This window comes from Herbaspirillum huttiense (assembly GCF_047300815.1).
In the GTDB taxonomy this organism is placed as follows: Bacteria; Pseudomonadota; Gammaproteobacteria; order Burkholderiales; family Burkholderiaceae_D; genus Herbaspirillum; species Herbaspirillum huttiense_A.
In genome coordinates this window covers 2940105-2958530 of the sequence record NZ_CP178608.1, presented here as the reverse complement: position 1 = coordinate 2958530, position 18426 = coordinate 2940105, and the positions used below count along the sequence as shown (strand labels likewise).

Sequence of the window (18426 nt, the reverse complement as noted above, 5' to 3'; positions counted from 1 at the left end):
AATGAGCGTCGCCTTTCCTGATCGCCTGATGCCAGGCTTGCCTTACCCCCTGGGCGCCAGCTCCGATGGCCTGGGGGTCAATTTTGCGGTGTTCTCGGCCAATGCCACCCGCATGGATCTCTGCCTGTTCGACCCCTCCGGCAAGCGCGAGCTCAAGCGCATCACGCTGCCCGAATGCACCGATGAAGTGTGGCACGGCTACCTGCCTGGCGCAGCCCCGGGCCTGGTCTACGGTTTCCGTGCCCACGGTCCTTACGAGCCCACCAAGGGCCATCGCTTCAATCCCAACAAGCTGCTGCTGGATCCGTATGCCAAGCGCCTGGTCGGCCAGGTCCGCTGGACCGATGCGCTCTATGGCTACCGCCTGCACTCGGCCCGCGCCGACCTGTCCTTTGACCGCCGCGACAGCGCCGCCGCCATGCCCAAGGCCATGGTCACCGATGACGCCTTCGTGTGGGAACACGATCGGCTGCCACAGGTGCCATGGAACAAGACGGTGATCTACGAGGCCCATGTCAAGGGCATCTCCAAGATGCGCGATGACCTGCTGCCGCATGAACGCGGCACCTTCGCCGCCTTGTCCGATCCGGCCTTCATCGACCACCTGCTGCGCCTGGGCGTGACGACCCTGGAGCTGATGCCGGTGCACGCCTTCCTGCAGGACAGCTTCCTGATCGAACGCGGCCTGTCCAATTACTGGGGCTACAGCACGCTGTCGTATTTCGCGCCCGAACCGTCCTACATGTCCATGGGCGACCCCAACGAATTGCGCATGGCCGTGCGCCGCCTGCACAGCGCCGGTATCGAGGTGATTCTCGACGTGGTCTACAACCACACCAGTTGCGGCAGCGAACTGGGACCCACGCTGTCTTTCCGTGGTCTCGACAATGCCAGCTACTTCCGCCTGCTGCCGGGGCAGGAGCGCTATCACATCAACGATACCGGCTGCGGCAATACCCTGAACCTGTCGCATCCGCGCGTCTTGCAGATGGTGATGGATTCGCTGCGCTACTGGGCGCAATCTTTCCATATCGACGGCTTCCGTTTCGATCTTGGTTCCACCTTGGGCCGCGAGCCGCACGGCTTCGATCCGGGCTCGGGCTTCTTCGATGCGCTGCTGCAGGATCCGGTGCTGTCCAAACTCAAACTGATCTCCGAACCGTGGGATATCGGCCCCGGCGGCTACCAGCTGGGCAATCATCCGGCGCGCTTCGGCGAGTGGAATGACAAATTCCGAGACGACCTGCGCAAGTTCTGGAAGGGCGACGAGGCCATGCGCGGCGGCTTTGCCCAGCGCATGATGGGCTCGGCCGAACTGTTCGAACACAATCGCCGCAAGCCCTGGGCCACGGTCAACTTCATCGCTTCGCACGATGGGTTCACGCTGCGTGACCTGGTCAGCTACAACGGCAAGCACAACGAGGCCAACGGCGAGAACAACAACGACGGCCACAACGACAACGCCAGCTACAACTGGGGGGCCGAAGGCGAGACCGATGACCCGGCCATCCAGGCCACCCGCGCTTGTGTGCAGCGGTCCATGTTGGCCTCGACGCTGCTGGCGCAGGGCACGCCGATGCTGCTGGCCGGTGACGAATTCAACCGCAGCCAGGGCGGCAACAACAATGCCTATTGCCAGGACAACGAGATCTCCTGGATCAATTGGGAACAGGCACGCTCGCCCGAGGGCGCCGCGCTGACTGCCTTCGTCGGCCGCGTCACCGCCATCCGGCGCGACTTCGATGTCCTGCGGGCCAGCTACTTCCTGCATGGCAACCAGATGGTGGCCGATGGCTTGCCGGACGTAGCCTGGTTCGACGAATCGGCACAGCCGGTCACCAGTGAAGACTGGAACAACCCGGTGGCGCGCGCCATCACCCTGCAACTGGCGGGCAAGCGCCTGGAGCCGCACAAGCAGCTCAGTTCACGCCTGCATGACGCCGCCGGTACCGCTGCAGAAGGGCCGGGCGAGGCCCAGGAAGCGCCGCCCGATGTGCTGATGATCTTCGTCAATGCCGGTCACGAACCGATCGAATTCAGTTTCCCGCGCACCGAGGGCGAGTATTTCCTGCTGCTGGACTGTGCCCAGCCCACCGGCATGCCGGAAGGCGAAAGCGGGCAGGTCAGGGTCGACGGCAGCGCCAGCGTTCAGGTCCAGGCCCATACCTTGCAGGTATTTGCCAACCGGCCCTTGCACCTGTCCTCGGCCATCTATCCGCTGGCAGCCAACGAGTGGATCAAACGCAATGAATGGGGAGAACGCGCATGAGTGCCCGCTTTTCCGTGAAGCTGCCCTTTGGCGCCCAGGTCACGGCATCTGGCCAGGTACGCTTTCGCGTCTGGGCGCCTGGCGCCGATGCGGTGGCCGTGGACATCGTCGGACGCGGCCGCCTGCCGATGACGGCCGAGGACCCGGCTGCACCTGCCTGGTACGTACTGGAGACCGAGTGCGATCCGGGCGCCCTGTATCGCTACGTGTTCCAGAGCCGCGAGCAGGGCGAAGTCATCGCGCCGGATCCGGCCTCGCGCGGGCAGGCCGGTGACGTCTTCGATCCCAGCGTGGTGGTCGATCCAGACGCTTACCTCTGGCAGCACCCCAACTGGCAGGGCCGCCCGTGGGAAGAGACCGTGCTCTACGAATTGCATCCGGGCGCACTGGGCGGCTTTGCCGGCATCCAGCAGCGCCTGGCCGAACTGGCCGAGCTGGGCATTACGGCCATCGAGCTGATGCCGGTGGCGGAATTCCCGGGTGCCCACAACTGGGGCTATGACGGCGTGCTGCCGTTCGCACCCGATGCCAGTTATGGCACCCCGGACCAGTTGAAGGCCCTCATCGATACCGCCCACGGGCTGGGCATGATGGTCTTCCTCGATGTGGTCTACAACCACTTCGGGCCGGACGGCAATTACCTGCACAGCTATGCGCCGGATTTCTTCCGCCATGACATGAATACGCTGTGGGGTGCGACCATCGATTTCCGTCGCCCTGAAGTGGCGGATTTCTTTACCCAGAACGCCCTGTACTGGCTGCAGGAATATCGTTTCGACGGCCTGCGCCTGGATGCCGTGCACGCCATTTGCGAGCCCGGCTGGCTGGTGGCCCTGGGCCAGCGCGTGCGCGCCGAGATCGGCAGCGAACGTCACGTTCACCTGGTGCTGGAACATGACGGCAATGCCGCGCACCTGCTGGGCTATACCGCGGCCGTTGCAGCCGAGGCTGAAGTGGGCGAGATCGGCCAGGTGCGCGAGCGCTCCACCCATGTCTATGACGCGCAGTGGAACGATGACGCCCACCATGTCCTGCACGTGCTGCTCACCGGCGAGGATAGCGGCTATTACAGCGCCTACGCCGAGGCGCCGGCCGAGAAGCTGGCCCGCTGCCTGCAACAGGGTTTCGTGTACCAGGGCGAGGTCTCGCCGTATTTGGGCGAGCCGCGCGGCGAGCCCAGTGCCGACCTGCCGCCGACGGCCTTCGTCAACTTCCTGCAGAACCACGACCAGATCGGCAATCGCGCCTTTGGCGAGCGCCTGACGGTACTGGCGCATCCGCTGGCCCTGCATGCCGCACAGGCCCTGATCCTGCTGGCTCCGCAGGTGCCGATGCTGTTCATGGGAGAAGAATTCTGCGCCGTGCAGCCTTTCCTGTATTTCACCAGCCATCGCGATGAGGAGCTGGTGAAGGCCGTGCGGGAAGGGCGCCGCCGTGAATTTTCACGTTTCCCGCAATTTGCCGATCCCAAGCTGCTGGAACAGATTCCCGACCCCAACAGCTTCGCCACTTTCGTCTCCTCCATTCCCGAGCCCGGCCCGGCTCCCGGATCAGCAGCATGCCTGCGCCGAGCGGCCGAACTGCTGCACATCCGCAAGCTGCATATCGCGCCCTACCTGCGCGGTGCCAAGGCGCTGGGTGCACGCGCCATCGGTCCCAAGGCCGTCCATGCGCGCTGGCAGCTGGCCAATGGCAGCGTGCTCAACATCACCGTCAACCTTGATGAGGCGCCATTGCAGGAAGCGCTGGAAGACCTGGCCCAGCCTGCCGGGGCCGACGTGCTCTTCGACAGTGGCGGCGCACTGGAGGCGTTGGCTGCCGGGAGCTTCCCCGGCCATGCCATCCTGGCGTTGAGAGAGCCTCCCTGCGCCACCAGCGAGACCGGGAGTGCAGCATGAACGCCGCACTGCGCCAGCGTGCCGGCGAGGCTGCACCGGCCGCTCCTGCTGCGGTGAGCATGCGCCCTGGTGGAAACGATTTATATCGTTTGGCAGAACGTGCCGGCATCGCCGTCCACTGGATTGATGCCTACGACCAACCGCAAGTGGTGCAGGACGATGCCCTGCGCGCCATCCTGGCTGCACTGGGCCTGCCCTGCGACAGTCCCGAAGACTGCCGCACCAGCCTGGCCCAGCTTGATCGCGAGCATGCGGTGGGCTACCTGCCGCCGCTGCTCACCGGTGTGCAGCACCAGCCGGTGCAGCTGCCGGCGCACTCGCGCCTGCATGGCTTGTCCTGCCGCGTGGAGCTGGACAACGGCGCGCGCCTGACGCTGCTGATTTCGTCCGACCTGACCCAGCCGCCAAGCTTGCCGGCCATCGACGTGCCGGGCTATCACCGGCTGCTGGTGGCAGGCCATATCCTGACGCTGGCCATCGCGCCGCCGCGCTGCTACACCATCGCCGATGCGCTGGCGGAGCAGGGACGCGAGCGCGGCTGGGCACTGGCCGCGCAAGTCTACGGCCTGCGCAGCGACAGCCTCAAGGAGGAGCGCAAGGTCTACGGCGACGGCGGCCTCGGCCACTTCGGTGCGCTGGCCGAACTGGCGCCGATGGCGGCGCAATACGAGGCTGCTGCATTGGCCATGTCGCCAGTGCACGCGATGTTTGCCGCCGACCCTGGCCGCAGCAGCCCTTATTCGCCTTCCAGCCGGCTGTTCCTCAATCCTTTCCTGATCGACCCGGCCGGTATCCTCGGCGCCGATGCCCAGGCTCAGGTGCTGGCGGAGGGCGGCTCGGAAATGATCGCCGCCCATGAGCGCCTGCAGCAAGCCAATCTGATCGACTGGCCGCGCGCCGGGGCCCATCGCATGACCCTGCTGCGCCGCCTCCATGCCCTGTACCGCACGGAACATGCAGGCGACGTGAAGCAGCAGGCGGCCTTTGCCGCTTTCCAGCTGGACGGGGGCGCTGCATTGCGCGCTCACGCCTTGTTCGAAGCCTACAGCCATCACCTGAGCAGCCAAGGGGTCGACGGCTGCTGCGACTGGCGCCAGTGGGGCCAAGCCGGCCGCCATCCGGAAACGCCCGAGATGCAGGCCTTCGCGGCCGAGCATGCGGGCGAGATCGATTTCCACCTGTTCCTGCAGTGGCAGGCCGCACGCCAACTGGCCCAGGCGCAAGAGAATGCACGCCAGGCGGGCATGCCCATCGGCCTGATCGCCGATCTCGCCGTGGGCGCCGACAATGGCGGCAGCCAGGCCTGGAGCCACCAGGAGGAGATCGCCGCCGGCCTGACCGTGGGCGCGCCGCCGGATCGCCTGGCCCCGCAAGGCCAGAACTGGGGGCTGGGCGCGTTTTCGCCGCTGGCCCTGCGCCGCACCGGCTATCGTGGCTACCTGGCCATGCTGCGCGCCACCTTCGCCCAGGGCGGCGGTGTACGCATCGACCACGTGCTGGGCCTCAATCGCCTGTGGCTGGTGCCACAAGGCCGCGAGGCCGACGCCGGCGCCTACGTAGCCTATCCGCAGCAGGACCTGTTGCGTCTGATCGCGCTGGAGTCGTGGCGCCATCGCACGGTGGTTATCGGTGAGGACTTGGGCACGGTGCCGCCCGGTTTCGATACGGTGCTCGATGAGGCCGGTGTTTCGGGTATTCGCGTGCTCTGGTTCCAGCGCGACAAGAAGGGCTTCCTGCCGCCGTCGGACTGGTCGCATCAGGCGATCGCAGTGACCACTACGCATGACCTGCCGACGGTAGCGGGATGGTGGTCGGGTGCCGACCTGGCCTGGCGCGAGCGCCTGGGCCAGCTGGGCCAGGACTTGACTGTGGCACAGGAACAGCGCCGCGCAGAGCGCAGCCAGCTCTGGCAGGCGCTGGTGCAGCAGGGCCATGCCAGCGGCCCGCTGCCCGAAGTCGCGCCAGCGGCCATCGACGCGGACACAGAGGAGACCTTGCCGGTGTCGCTGGAGGATTGCGCCATCGCCGTTGACGCCGCGCTGGACTATGTGGCCGCCACCCCGGCACCGCTGGCCGTGGTCCCGGTAGAAGACATCCTGGGCCTGACCCAGCAACCCAACCTGCCCGGCATGACCGAGCCTCACCCCAACTGGCGCCGCCGCCTGCCCGAAGACACGCCGCAGCTCTTCGCCGCCTATGCCGCCAAGGCCAGGCTGGAGCGTCTGCGCCGTGCGCGCGGCGGCAACGCCAAGGAGATTTGATGCCAGCCCATTTTGTATCGCCAGACTACCCGGCGCGCAGCGGCATCCCGCGCGCCACCGCGCGACTGCAATTGCACCGCGATTTCCGCTTCGAACAGGCGGCCGCGACGGTGGATTACTACCACCGCCTGGGCATCAGCCATTTCTACCTCTCGCCCATCCTGGTGGCGCGCCCCGGTTCGACCCACGGTTACGACGTCGTCGATGCTACCCGCATCAATCCCGAACTGGGCGGCGAAGCCGGCCTGCGGCAACTGCACCAGCGCCTGCACGCGCAGGGCATGGGCCTGGTGGTCGACATCGTCCCCAACCATATGGCCGTGGGCCATCACAATGCCTGGTGGCAGGACGTCCTGCGCTGGGGCCGCCACAGCCGCCACGCCGAATGGTTCGACATCCATTGGGACAGCCCCGACCCCGCACTGACCGGCAAGGTCCTGCTGCCTTTCCTCGGCCAGCCCTATGCTGAAGCACTGGAAGCGGGCGAACTCATCCTGCGATTCGATTCGGAACAGGGCGAGCTGCAGATCGCGCATCACGATAATGTTTTCCCGCTTGCACCGACCGATTACGCCGCCGTGCTGGAGACCGCAGGCAGTGCGCGCCTGGGCGACGTGATGGCGGCCTTTGCAGCGCTCGACCCCGCCCAGGCCGACAAGGATGCCCGCACCTCTGCAGCCCGCGCGCAACTACGCCAACTTGCTGCCGACCCCGATGCACTGGCCGACATCGATGCCGCGCTGGCCGCGTTTTCGCCCAGCCAGCCGCACGGCCGCAGCGCCATGCATCAGCTGCTGGAGCGCCAGCACTACCGGCTGGCCTATTGGCGCAATGCCGCCGACGAAATCAACTGGCGGCGCTTCTTTGAGGTCAGCGAACTGGTGGGCATGCGGGTAGAGCGCGAAGATGTCTTCGAGGCCATGCATGCCGAGATCTTCCGTCTCTACGCCGAAGGCATCATCGATGGCCTGCGCCTGGATCACATCGATGGCCTTACCGATCCCGCCACGTATTGCCTGCGCCTGCGCGAGCGCTTGCGCGGCCTGCGGCCCGATCATGAGCCCTATGTGATCGCCGAGAAAATCCTCGCCGGTGACGAGGTCCTGCCGCCGGGCTGGCAGCTTGACGGCACCACCGGCTACGAGTTCATGGACCAGTGCGCGGCGGTGCTGCACGATGGCGAAGGCGAGCCGGTGCTGGACGAACTCTGGCGCGACATCGTCGGCGAATTGCCGGTCACGGCCGATCAACTGCAAAGCCACGGCCCGGGCGAACTGTGCCATTTCCCGACCATCGTGCAGGAAGCGCGGCGCAGCTTCCTGGTGCGCAATTTTGCGGCCGAATTCAACGCCTTGACGCTGTGCCTGCATCAGCTCGCCCGCAGCGCCACCCAGACCCGCGACCTGACGCTCATGTCCATCCGCCGTGCGGTGGCCGAGTTGCTGGTGCATTTCCCGGTGTATCGCACCTATGCGAATGCGCAGGGTATGCCCGCGCGGGAGCGTGAACTGCTGGCACAGACCGTCCAGAAGGCGGCGGCCAGCCTGCATGCGGCCGACCATGCTACGCTGCACGTAGTGGAGGGCTGGCTGGGCGGCGACCTGCTGCAGGATGGGCGCGACCAGCATCGGCGCGCCCTGCAACTGCGCGCCATCGCCCGCTTCCAGCAACTGACGCCGCCGCTGACGGCCAAGTCGATGGAAGACACCGCTTTCTACCGCTACGGCCGCCTGCTCTCGCGCAATGAAGTCGGCGCCGAGCCGGATCATCTGGCCTTGCCGGTGGCGCACTTCCACCAACTGGCGGCGCGGCGCGCCGGGCAGACCCCCGCCAGCCTCCTGGCTACAGGAACCCATGACCACAAGCGCGGCGAAGATGCCCGCATGCGCCTGGCGGCGCTGTCCGAGATCGCCGAGGAGTGGTCCACGGTCGTGCGTCACTGGCACCAGCTGAACGCGCCCATCGTCGCGGCCACTGCCGGCGAGCAAGGCGGTATCGATGCCGTCGACGAATGCATGCTGTACCAGACCCTGGTGGGCGCCTGGCCCGACGGCATGCGTGCCGGCGACGATGACCTCACCGCACTGGGGGAACTGGCCGAGCGTGTCATCGCCTGGCAGCGCAAGGCCCTGCGCGAAGCCAAGCGCCGCAGTGACTGGGTGGTGCCGCAAACCGAGTATGAGGCGGCCTGCGAGCGCTTTACGCGGGCGTTGCTGTGTGATCCGGGGCTCGATCCGCGTCATCATCCTTTCCTCACCGAGCTGGAAGATTTCGTGCGGCGGCTGGCTCCGCTGGGCGCAGTCAACAGCCTGTCGCAGACGATGCTCAAACTGAGCTCGCCGGGTGTGCCCGATTTCTACCAGGGCAGTGAACTGTGGGACCTGAGCATGGTGGATCCGGACAATCGCCGTCCGGTCGATTTCGCCCTGCGTGAGCGGCGCCTGGCCGATGCCGTCAGCCGTCCCGTCTCCCTGCGCGACTGGCAGAGTGGCAGCGCCAAGCAGCAATTGATCCACGCGGTGCTGCAGTACCGGCGCGATCATGCGGAGTTGTTCGCACGCGGCCAGTACCTGCCGCTGAGCACGCACGGCAAGCTGGCGCGCCACGTGATCGCCTTTGCGCGGCTGCTGCCGGGCAAGGACGGCGACGAGCACGGGATCGAGGCGTCGCTGGTGATTTGCACCCGTCTGGCGGGACATCTGCTGTCCTTTGAAGGGCGACGGGAAGAAGCCTTGCCGCTGGTCTCGGCAGAGGCCTGGGGCGATACCCGCATCACGCTTCCGCAGGTGTTGTCACACGCGGGCAGTGGCTTGCGCCAGTGGCGCAGCGTGCTCACCAGCGGGCAGGGCGGGCTGGAGGAGTGTGCCATGGCCGATGGCGAACGCGGGGGCAGCATCGCGGTGGCCGAGATCCTGGGCAGCCTGCCGGTGGAATTGCTGACGTTGCATCTGGGCTGAGCGTCGATGGCAGGATCCCCGGGCTGCTCCGGCCCGGGGATGCTCCGGTGGCCGACGGCTTGTCGCCCAAATTATTTACGGTTTCCTCTTTTCCTACATGGGAAAGTGCCGCCGTCCGATGTCATGCCGCTGCTGCACACCACTACCATGGCGCGATACCGGCATTCCGTCCGGATCTGCCCTGTCGTACAAGGAGTCTGCGCATGACCAAGTTGCCCGCCGCCGATCTGCAGCTGCCGCTGTTCACCTATGGCCAGCGCGAGTCGCTGACCGAGAAGAGTGCCTGGATCGCCCTGCAGGAACATCATCAATACAACGCCCGCCACTTCCGGCTGGAGCGCCTCTTCGCCGCCGATGACAAGCGCGGCGAAAAGCTGGTGGCCCAAGCCGCCGGCATCTATCTCGACTATTCCAAGAACCTGGTCACCACCGAGACCATGGCCCTGCTCATGAACCTGGCCCGCCAGTGCGGTTTGCAGGATCGCATCGAGGCCATGTTCCGGGGGGATCGCATCAACTCGACCGAGCAGCGCTCGGTCCTGCATACGGCCTTGCGCATGCCCGCCAGCGAACGCCTGGTGGTCGAGGGTGAAGATGTGATCGCCCAGGTGCAGCAGGTCCTCGCACGCATGGAGGCCTTCGCCGAGCAGGTGCGCAACGGCCAATGGACCGGCCACTCCGGCCGCCGCATCCGCCATGTGGTCAATATCGGCATCGGCGGTTCTGACCTTGGTCCGATGATGGCGTACGAGGCCTTGCGCCCCTATGGCCAATCTGACCTGAGTCTTCACTTCCTCTCGGACGTGGATGGGGCCGCCCTGTTGGAAACCGTGCGTGACTTGCCCGCCGAGGAGACGCTCTTCATCGTCTGCTCAAAAACCTTCACCACGCTCGAAACCACCACCAATGCGCAGGCTGCACGGCAGTGGCTGGTGGATCAATTGGGCGAGGAAGCGGCAGTGGCCCGCCATTTCGTGGGTGTGACCACCAATATCGAGGAGGCCAGCCGCTTCGGCATCGATCCGCAGAACATGTTCGGTTTCTGGGACTGGGTCGGCGGCCGCTATTCGATGACCAGCGCCATTGGCCTGTCCACCATGATCGCCATCGGGTCGCTGCACTTCCGCGAGATGCTGGCGGGCTTCCACGCCATGGATGAACACTTCCGCACGGCGCCGCTGGAGGCCAACCTGCCGGCCATCCTCGGCATGCTCACGGTGTGGTACACCAACTTCTTCGGCGCCACCAGCCAGGCCGTGCTGCCCTACAGCCAGTATCTCAAGCGCCTGCCAGCCTACCTCCAGCAACTGACCATGGAAAGCAACGGCAAGCAGGTGACCCTGCAAGGCGATGCCGTTGATTACCAGACCTCGCCGGTCTACTGGGGCGACAACGGCATCAACGGCCAGCATTCCTTCTACCAGCTGCTGCACCAGGGCACGCAGATGATTCCGTGCGATTTCATCGGCTTCTGCCAGCCGGCTCAATCCCTGGGCCAGCATCATGCGCTGCTCATGGCCAACATGTTTGCCCAGGCCGAGGCGCTGGCCTTCGGCAAGAATGCGCAGCGGGTGCGCGAAGAGGGCACGCCCGAAGCACTGGCCCCGCACCGCGTCTTCCCTGGCAACCGCCCCAGCAACAGCATGTTGGTCGACAAGCTCACCCCCTACAGCCTGGGCACGTTGGTGGCCTTGTATGAACACAGCGTCTTCACCCAGGGCGTGATCTGGAACATCGATTCTTTCGATCAGTGGGGCGTGGAGCTGGGCAAGCAACTGGCCAAGCGTACCGCGCGCCAGTTGCTCGATCCCGCCGAACCGCTGCACCACGACAGTTCCACCAATGCCCTGATTCGCCGTTATCGCAGCTGCAACTGAGACGACCCGATAAAGCACGCTGCCCACCCTTGTGCAGGAGAAGCCATGAGCACCATCATCGCCGCCCGTTTTGATCTGCAGGAAGAGGCCGCCCATGCGGTCTCGGTGCTGGAAGAGGCAGGCTTTGCGCGCGGGCGCATCAGCAGCTTCTTCGTCAATCCGGCGGGCCAGCATGACCGCTTTGCCGTGGGCGGTGACCGCGACAAGTCACCCGGCGCCGAAGAGACTGACCGCGGTGCCGCTGCCGGTGTGGCCGCCGGGGCCGGGGCAGGCGCGGCCGCAGGATTGGCCACGGCGCCCGTGACCGGCCCGCTCGGGGCGGCCCTCGGTGGCTTGGTGGGCGGCCATCTCGGTGGCCTGGTCGGCAGCCTCGCCGCCACGGACGACGAGCCCCTGCCACGCCGCGTGGCCGGCATGATGGTGGCCGTGGCCATCGAGGATGAGCAGCAGGGCAGCACGGTGATTCGTCTTCTGCGCGGCCTGGAGGCCAGCGAACTGGAGCGCGCCGAGGGCAGCATCCGCGAAGGCGACTGGGTCGATTTTGATCCGCTGTCGATACCACAGGCGGTCGATGAGCACGGTTAAGCAAGATCGCGCAGTGCGTTGCAGCGAAGTACCCCGAGCCCGGCACCTTGTTGCCGGGCTTTGCATTGGTGCTTGCCACGGCCTGCACGCGCGTGCATATTGTGAGTTTATAATCGTGCGTAACAATTGATTACCAGAAACGCACCCGGCCGGATTGCAGCCAACATCGCACCGGTCCGCAAGCAAGGATGTGCGCAGGGCAGAACAACAAGGAAATGTCGAGGGGGCGCACTGCAGGTCAAGCCAGGACGGCGCTTGACCGATGGCGATGCACCGTAAGAATGATCATGAAGCGGGCGAACGCACATGAGATTGCTGACCAAGGGCTTGCTGATCGTTGCCATACCAAGCCTGTTTGAACTACTGCTGCTGGGCGCGCTGTTCAACTCGCAGGGCGATGCCGAGGACGCCGAACGCTGGGCTTCGCATTCGCTGCAGGTGATGAACCAGGCCGCCGACCTGCGCGAACCCATGCTGCTGGAAGCCGCGCGCATCCGCAATGCCGTCCTGCTGGACCAGCCCGATACCTTGAGCCGCAGCGACATGTGGACCGACATCGAGGTCAAGACCGGCGAGCTGGCGCGCCTGGTGGCCGACAACCCGGCCCAAAGCAGCGCAGTGCGCGCGCTGCATGAATCCATTGCACGCTATCGCAACTGGGACGACAGCGCCCGCGAGCGCTTGATGCGCGGCCAGCGAGACGATGTGATCCGCCAGTTGCGCGATGAGCAGGGCCCGCACCGTCTCTCCGAATTTCTCAACCAGCTCGACAAGTTCGTGGAAGAAGAGCGGCGCCTCGGTGCCGAGCGCAGCGAGCGCGTCCAGGCTGCGCGCCGTTCGCAGACGTGGCTGCTGATCCTGGCGGTATTGGGCTCCATCGTCACTGCAGCGCTGGCTTCGCTGGCCTTTACGCGCAGCATCGGGGCCCGCGTGAACGTCTTGATCAGCAATGCCCGCTGCCTTTCCGAGGGCCAGCCGCTGGCCGCGCGGGTGGGCGGCAACGATGAGATCTGCCAGCTCGACGATGCCCTGCATCGCAGCAGCGAACGCCTCACCGAAGCCGCACTGCAGGCCCGGGGCTACCGCGAGGAACTCGAACAGCGGGCGCGCGAACTGGCCGACGTCAACACCGACCTGCGCCAGCAGACCCAGGACAACGAGATGTTCATCTACAGCGTCTCGCATGACCTGCGCTCGCCGCTGGTGAATCTGCAGGGCTTCAGCAAGGAAATCACCCACGCCACCCGCGACCTGCTGGACGAAGTCGATCGCCTCGCGCTGCCCGAGCCGGACCGCCAGCGCCTGCGCACGCTTGTCGAAGAGGACATCCATACATCGCTGCGCTTCATCCAGAATGCGGTGACCCGGTCCGCCGGCATTATTGACGCCATGTTGCGACTGTCCCGTGCCGGCCGTGTTGAATACCAGCCGGTGATGCTGGACATGCATGCCATCGCTTCGCGCATCGTCGCGGCCATGAGCGGCAGTATCCGCGCCAAGTCGGCCCAGGTCGAGATCGAGGCCAACCTGCCGCCTGCCTATGGCGATCCGACTTCGGTCGAACAGGTGCTGGGCAACCTGGTGGGCAATGCCGTCAATTACCTGGATCCGGCCCGCCCCGGCCATATCCGCATCGGCCACGTGCCCCAGGCCGACAGCGTGGTGGCCGCGCCCAGCCTGGTGACCTACTTCGTGCGCGACAACGGCCTGGGCATCCCGGCAGCCTACATGGACAAGATGTTCATCGCCTTCCAGCGCCTGCATGGCAACGTCGCCAAGGGCGAGGGCATCGGCCTGGCGTTGGTCAAGCGGGTGGTGGAGCGGCATGGCGGGCGCATCTGGGTGGAATCGGTGGAGGGGCAGGGCAGCTGTTTCTACGTCGCCTTGCCGGCCCGCCCGCCGGTGTCCTGACACCGCACACAGCCCATCAGGCGGTGCAATCAATCCATAGACAAGGAGAGCGAGATGGCCACAGAGCAGAGCGTCAACATCATCCTGGTCGAAGACGACGACGGCCATGCCTTGCTGGTCGAAAAGAATCTGCGGCGAGCCGGCCTGGTCAACGGTTTCCAGCGGCTGCGCGACGGACAGGAAGCGCTGGATTATTTTTTTGGCGGCGACCTGGCCCGGGCCGATCTGCAGCAGCTGGTGGTGCTGCTGGACGTGAACATGCCGCGCGTCAATGGCGTGGAGGTGCTGCGCCGGATGAAGCAGGAGGCCGCCATTGCGGCCATTCCCGTCATCATGCTCACCACCACGGACGACCCGCGCGAGATCGCCCATTGCTACGAGGTGGGCTGCAATGTCTACATCACCAAGCCGGTGGAGTACGAAGACTTCATCGAAGCCGTGCGGCGCCTGGGCTTCTTCCTGCAGGTGGTCAAGCTGCCGGCGCCGGTGCCGGTGGCCAGGGACAGTGAATCACGATGACCCTGCCCATTGCCCACGTGCTGGTGCTGGAGGATGACGAAGGCCTGCTGGCGCTGGCCCGCCGTGTCCTCACCAAGCGGGGCCACCGTGTCACCGCCGTGGCCGATGCCCAATCCGCACAGGCGGCGGTGCAGCAGGAGCGTCCCGACCTGCTGATCGTGGACTACAACCTGCAGGCGCTGGAAAGCGGCCTGGATTTCTTCCGCAGCCTGCGCGCAGCGGGGGTGGAGATCCCCGCCATCATGGTCTCGGGTGTCTCCGACGAATTGCGCATCATCGAAGCCTTGCGGGCCGGGGTGGCCGACGTGCTGCCCAAGACCAGCGACTATCTTGATCACCTGCCGCAGATCGTGCAGCGTGTACTGGAGCAGCAAGCGCAGGCGCGGCCGGACGGGCAAGGAGGGGAGAGTCTGCAGAAACTGCAGCAGGAGCGTGATGCATTGCTGGCGGCCCAACGCGCCGCCGAAGCGGAAATCGCCCGCCTGCGCGGCGCGCGCGAAGCCTTCCTCACGACCCTGTCGCAGGAACTGCGCACGCCGCTCAATGCCATCCTCGGCTGGACTCAATATTTGCTGCGCGATGCCAGCGATCCCGCCAGACTCAGCAAGGGTCTGCAAGTGATCGAGCGCAATGCGCTGCTGCAGGCGCAACGGGTGGAAGAGCTGCTCGATACCAATCGCATCCTCTCCGGCACGCTGCACCTGGTGGCCGAACCGGTACCGCTGGCCGAACTGATCCGCGATGCCCTGCTGGCCGCCGAGAGCGCGGCGGCCGCCAAGGAGATCGCGCTGCGTGCGGAGCGTGCCGAGGGCACGGTGGTGGGGGATGCCGCACGGTTGCGACAAGTGCTGGGCAAGTTGCTGAGCAATGCCATCCGCTTTACGCCGCCCCGTGGCTGGGTGCAGCTGTGCCTGCACCGGCAGGACAGCGAGATCGAACTGGAAGTGCGCGACAGCGGCCGAGGCATGGAGAGCACCGAGCTGGCGCGCCTGTTCCCGCAACCGGGCCCCTGCGCAGGCAGCCTGGGGAGCGCGGCTGAACTGGACCTGGGATTGGCCGTCGTGCGCCAGCTGGTGGAGTTGCACGGCGGCCGCTTGCGCGCGGCCAGCGCCGGTCCCGGGCAGGGTGCAAGTTTCTTCGTGAGGCTGCCGCTGGCCGCCTGAGGCGCTCCGGTGGGAGCGCCTTGCAGGCCGGGCCCGATTCAACCGGGCAAAATCGGCAGGGTGACGGTGAAGGTAATGATGTGATGGTCGCAGTTCACGGCGATCTTGCCGCCGTGGCCGTTGATGATCTCGCTGACGATGTAGAGCCCCAGGCCCAGGCCGCGCGCATTGCGCTGGTTGCCCATGGATTCCTTCTTGTAGGGCTTGAACATGTGCTCGCGCACCGCCGCCGGAATGGCCGGACCGTGGTTGGAGACCGAGATCGTGAGGACATCCTCGCGGCGGAACACGATGAGCGTCGACGGCTTGCCGATCTCGCCGTGATGGCGCGTATTGGACAGCAGGTTGGAGACCACCTGGCTGATGCGGTCGCCATCGAGTTCGATCTCACCGCAGTCTTCGGCTTCAAGGATGATCTCGTTGTCCGGATAGGCCATGCGCGCTTCATTGACGATTTCCGTGACCATCTTGCGCACATCCAGCGGACGGCGCTGGATATCCAGTCCCATGCCGCTTTGCAGGCGGCTGATGTCGAGCACCTGGGAGATCAGGCGATGCATGCGGCTCGATGAGGACGAAATGCGCTTGCTCAGGTTCGAGCTCGACGGCGAATGCTCGCGCACCTCGATCATGCGCGCGGCCATCATGATGGCCTGCAGCGGATCGCGCAGGTCGTGGCCCAGCGTGGCCAGCAGGGTTTCGCGCGCACGCTTGACCATGTTCTCGTTGGACAGCGCCACTTCCTGCAGGTCCAGGCGCAACTGGCTGGCGACTTCGGTTTCGGTCTTTTCCCAGGGCAGGCTCTTGCCGCGCACTGTCTCCTTCCAGACGGCGAAGGAGCCGCGCGGCGTCAGGCGCGGGCCAAGCGGGCCGATGCTGTATTTCTTTTCGGGGTTGCCGCCCCAGCGCACGTCTTCCACCTGTTCGGTGCGGAACCAGAAGGCATAGCCATCCTGTTCGCGATAGAAGCGTACGGCCAGCACGCCGCAGATATCGCCCATCACTGCCTTCAGTGCGGGAACGTCGGCGCCCAGCGCGCTGGTGGAAAAGATGTCGCCCGGTTCGTTTTCGTTGAGCCAGTTGATGAGCGCGTTGACGCCTTCACGCGGAGGCGATTTGCCGAAGACCTGGGTCTTGCGCTCCATGGAGATGGCGCCGCCATGCGCGTTCATCAGGCGCACGAAGCCGTCGTGGTCGGCCGCCAGGGCCAGCACGATGTCTTCGCGGTCGGTGACCTGGGCGACGATCTGGCGCCGCAGGTCGGCGCTGTATTCCAGTGCGCGGGCGCGTTCGCCGTTGAGATTGCGTTCCACCAGGGCGCTGACGAATTGCGAAAGCAGCTGGCACGACATGCGCACCGCATGCGGCACCAGGTGTGCTGTCATGTGGTGGCAGGCGATCAGGCCCCAGAGACGCTCGCCGATGACGATCGACAGGCTCATCGAGGCCCCTACGCCCATATTGCTGAGGTATTCGATGTGCACCGGCGAGACGCTGCGCAACATGCTGTGGCTCAGGTCCAGCGGGCCGCCGGTCAGGGGATTGTGATCCGGCTCCAGCGCTACGGTGGGCGCACTCACGTCGGCGATCAGGCGAATCGGATTGATCACGTACAGGCGCCGCGCCTGGGCCGGAATGTCGCTGGCCGGATAGCGCTGGCCGAGGAAAGGTTCGAGATCCTCGCGCTTGTGTTCGGCGACCACTTCGCCGCTGTCGTCATGCAGGAAGCGATAGGCCATCACACGGTCGAAACCGGTGATGCGGGCGATTTCGTCGACGGCCAACGTGAGCAGGTCTTCCACGCCAGGCTGGCGCTGGATGCGCTGGATGGCCTGGTGCGCGGCCAGGGCAAAGCCCTCCAGCGACAGCGCATCGGTGGGACGCTGTTCGAATTCGGCGATGAGCACGCCGTCGGATTTGTGGGTGACCAGGTCGAAGGCGCCGCTGTCGAGCGAAATCAGGCGCGAATCGACATAGCCATGGCGGTCTTCCAGCGCGGTATGAATGACCGCGCGAGCGGCCTCGTTGAGATGCTCTGCACCCAGCGGCTGCCCGACCTCGGGCAGGGCACCCAAGAGCGCAGCGGCATTGGCGCTGCGCGTGACCAGCTGGCCTTCGGGCGAAAAGCACAGGAGGGCGCCATGATTCTGGATGGAGCCCGGAATGTGGATCGGCTCCTGATCGCAATTGCTCAGGTCGACAGGTCGACGGCGCACTGCGTGGTAGGGATTGCTCATGCACTACTTTCTCGATGCCTGCCGGGGCGGGGCATCGAACTGCCGGCGCGTGGACCACCGCGGCCGCAAGTTGTAAGGGCGAAGGACGGCGCATCCAGAAGACCCCGGGTCTCCTGTCCGGCAGCCGATGGCTGCGATGGCAGATGATGCGACTTCTTAACTTCGGGAAAGGCCGATTATAGGCGTCATCGCCGAGCCGTGTGCAGGCTGAACAACAATTAATTCGCACTGCTGAGCTGAACGATCCGTGTTGTCTCGCGTGGCTGCATTTTTTCCATTTTGTCCTACAAGCCAATCGGGCGCAGTCCGATAGGACTCATCCGTGCCTGGTCCTAAGATCTCTCAAAACTCGCAGAAACAACGCGGCATGGCCGGATTTGTTGCTCCATGGATGGGGCCGGCGATGCCGCATGGGAAAAGAATGCCCGGTCCTGCGCTGTCAAGTCTTCAGAAACCACAATTCGTGCCGGCCTTTGCATCAAGCTCTTCCAGTTTGGCGCGGGCTGGCTAAAATGAAGTGTCATTCGAAGCGCGAGACAGTACGGCGACCTGGCGCAGATCAGGGAGCGAACACCCCATGCTGTCGATGAAACACAGGGAAAAGATCGATCACGGTGTCGGCCAGACGACACGGCTGGCCGATCAGTGGCAGCGCGAGCGCCTGCATGCCCAGGCCAGCAGCGATGCTGCACAGGACAAGCTGAAGTTGCAACCAGCCCGGCGCAAGTGGTCAGCGTCGGATCTTTGAG

11 protein-coding genes are annotated in these 18426 nt (G+C 65.4%); 10 read left to right on the top strand and 1 reads right to left on the bottom strand.

The genetic code is table 11. The annotated features are described in order from the left end of the window. Position 1: 1 nt before the first annotated feature. The 9 genes from glgX to ACLRDN_RS13580 all read left to right on the top strand — a co-directional run bounded on the left by glgX (position 2) and on the right by ACLRDN_RS13580 (position 15440). Positions 2–2269: a glycogen debranching protein GlgX gene (gene glgX, locus ACLRDN_RS13620; RefSeq protein WP_413456710.1), complete on the top strand. Its 2268-nt coding sequence runs from the start codon at positions 2–4 to the stop codon at positions 2267–2269. Beyond that, positions 2266–4167 carry a malto-oligosyltrehalose trehalohydrolase gene (gene treZ, locus ACLRDN_RS13615; RefSeq protein WP_413456709.1) on the top strand — a complete coding sequence of 634 codons (1902 nt, stop codon included), beginning with the start codon at positions 2266–2268 and terminating at the stop codon, positions 4165–4167. Before glgX ends, treZ begins: the two co-directional genes overlap by 4 nt. Next, positions 4164–6428 (top strand): 4-alpha-glucanotransferase, encoded by a 2265-nt coding sequence (gene malQ / locus ACLRDN_RS13610; protein ID WP_413456708.1) that lies wholly within the window; start codon positions 4164–4166, stop codon positions 6426–6428. The genes treZ and malQ overlap by 4 nt, the downstream gene beginning before the upstream one ends. Continuing rightward, positions 6428–9385, top strand: coding sequence for a malto-oligosyltrehalose synthase (gene treY, locus ACLRDN_RS13605; RefSeq protein WP_413456707.1), 2958 nt, complete (start codon positions 6428–6430; stop codon positions 9383–9385). Before malQ ends, treY begins: the two co-directional genes overlap by 1 nt. Before the next feature lie 203 nt (positions 9386–9588). After that, on the top strand, positions 9589–11262 hold the full coding sequence (pgi, locus tag ACLRDN_RS13600) for a glucose-6-phosphate isomerase (RefSeq protein WP_413456706.1): 1674 nt from the start codon (positions 9589–9591) through the stop codon (positions 11260–11262). A gap of 45 nt (positions 11263–11307) precedes the next feature. Beyond that, entirely contained in the window at positions 11308–11847 is a 540-nt protein-coding gene (locus tag ACLRDN_RS13595; protein ID WP_413456705.1) for a hypothetical protein, read from the top strand. A gap of 306 nt (positions 11848–12153) precedes the next feature. After that, on the top strand, positions 12154–13758 hold the full coding sequence (locus ACLRDN_RS13590) for a sensor histidine kinase (protein WP_413456704.1): 1605 nt from the start codon (positions 12154–12156) through the stop codon (positions 13756–13758). Between the two features lie 54 nt (positions 13759–13812). Continuing rightward, positions 13813–14277 carry a response regulator gene (locus tag ACLRDN_RS13585; RefSeq protein WP_413456703.1) on the top strand — a complete coding sequence of 155 codons (465 nt, stop codon included), beginning with the start codon at positions 13813–13815 and terminating at the stop codon, positions 14275–14277. Continuing rightward, positions 14274–15440 (top strand): ATP-binding protein, encoded by a 1167-nt coding sequence (locus ACLRDN_RS13580; protein WP_413456702.1) that lies wholly within the window; start codon positions 14274–14276, stop codon positions 15438–15440. Before ACLRDN_RS13585 ends, ACLRDN_RS13580 begins: the two co-directional genes overlap by 4 nt. A 38-nt stretch (positions 15441–15478) precedes the next feature. Here ACLRDN_RS13580 and ACLRDN_RS13575 read toward each other — a convergent pair whose 3' ends face one another. After that, positions 15479–17677 (bottom strand): ATP-binding protein, encoded by a 2199-nt coding sequence (locus tag ACLRDN_RS13575; RefSeq protein ID WP_413456701.1) that lies wholly within the window; start codon positions 17675–17677, stop codon positions 15479–15481. A 577-nt stretch (positions 17678–18254) separates the two neighbouring features. Between ACLRDN_RS13575 and ACLRDN_RS13570 the strand changes: the two genes are divergently transcribed. Continuing rightward, positions 18255–18425, top strand: a complete 171-nt coding sequence (locus ACLRDN_RS13570) for a hypothetical protein (RefSeq protein WP_413456700.1) — start codon at positions 18255–18257, stop codon at positions 18423–18425. Position 18426 lies beyond the last annotated feature (1 nt).

What these genes read in the sequence shown, in the direction of transcription:
- ACLRDN_RS13575 (WP_413456701.1), bottom strand. Translation starts at nt 17,677, where the DNA reads ATGAGCAATCCCTACCACGCAGTGCGCCGTCGACCTGTCGACCTGAGC.
- ACLRDN_RS13595 (WP_413456705.1), top strand. Translation starts at nt 11,308, where the DNA reads ATGAGCACCATCATCGCCGCCCGTTTTGATCTGCAGGAAGAGGCCGCC.
- ACLRDN_RS13590 (WP_413456704.1), top strand. Translation starts at nt 12,154, where the DNA reads ATGAGATTGCTGACCAAGGGCTTGCTGATCGTTGCCATACCAAGCCTG.
- glgX (WP_413456710.1), top strand. Translation starts at nt 2, where the DNA reads ATGAGCGTCGCCTTTCCTGATCGCCTGATGCCAGGCTTGCCTTACCCC.
- treY (WP_413456707.1), top strand. Translation starts at nt 6,428, where the DNA reads ATGCCAGCCCATTTTGTATCGCCAGACTACCCGGCGCGCAGCGGCATC.
- malQ (WP_413456708.1), top strand. Translation starts at nt 4,164, where the DNA reads ATGAACGCCGCACTGCGCCAGCGTGCCGGCGAGGCTGCACCGGCCGCT.
- pgi (WP_413456706.1), top strand. Translation starts at nt 9,589, where the DNA reads ATGACCAAGTTGCCCGCCGCCGATCTGCAGCTGCCGCTGTTCACCTAT.
- ACLRDN_RS13580 (WP_413456702.1), top strand. Translation starts at nt 14,274, where the DNA reads ATGACCCTGCCCATTGCCCACGTGCTGGTGCTGGAGGATGACGAAGGC.
- treZ (WP_413456709.1), top strand. Translation starts at nt 2,266, where the DNA reads ATGAGTGCCCGCTTTTCCGTGAAGCTGCCCTTTGGCGCCCAGGTCACG.
- ACLRDN_RS13570 (WP_413456700.1), top strand. Translation starts at nt 18,255, where the DNA reads ATGCTGTCGATGAAACACAGGGAAAAGATCGATCACGGTGTCGGCCAG.
- ACLRDN_RS13585 (WP_413456703.1), top strand. Translation starts at nt 13,813, where the DNA reads ATGGCCACAGAGCAGAGCGTCAACATCATCCTGGTCGAAGACGACGAC.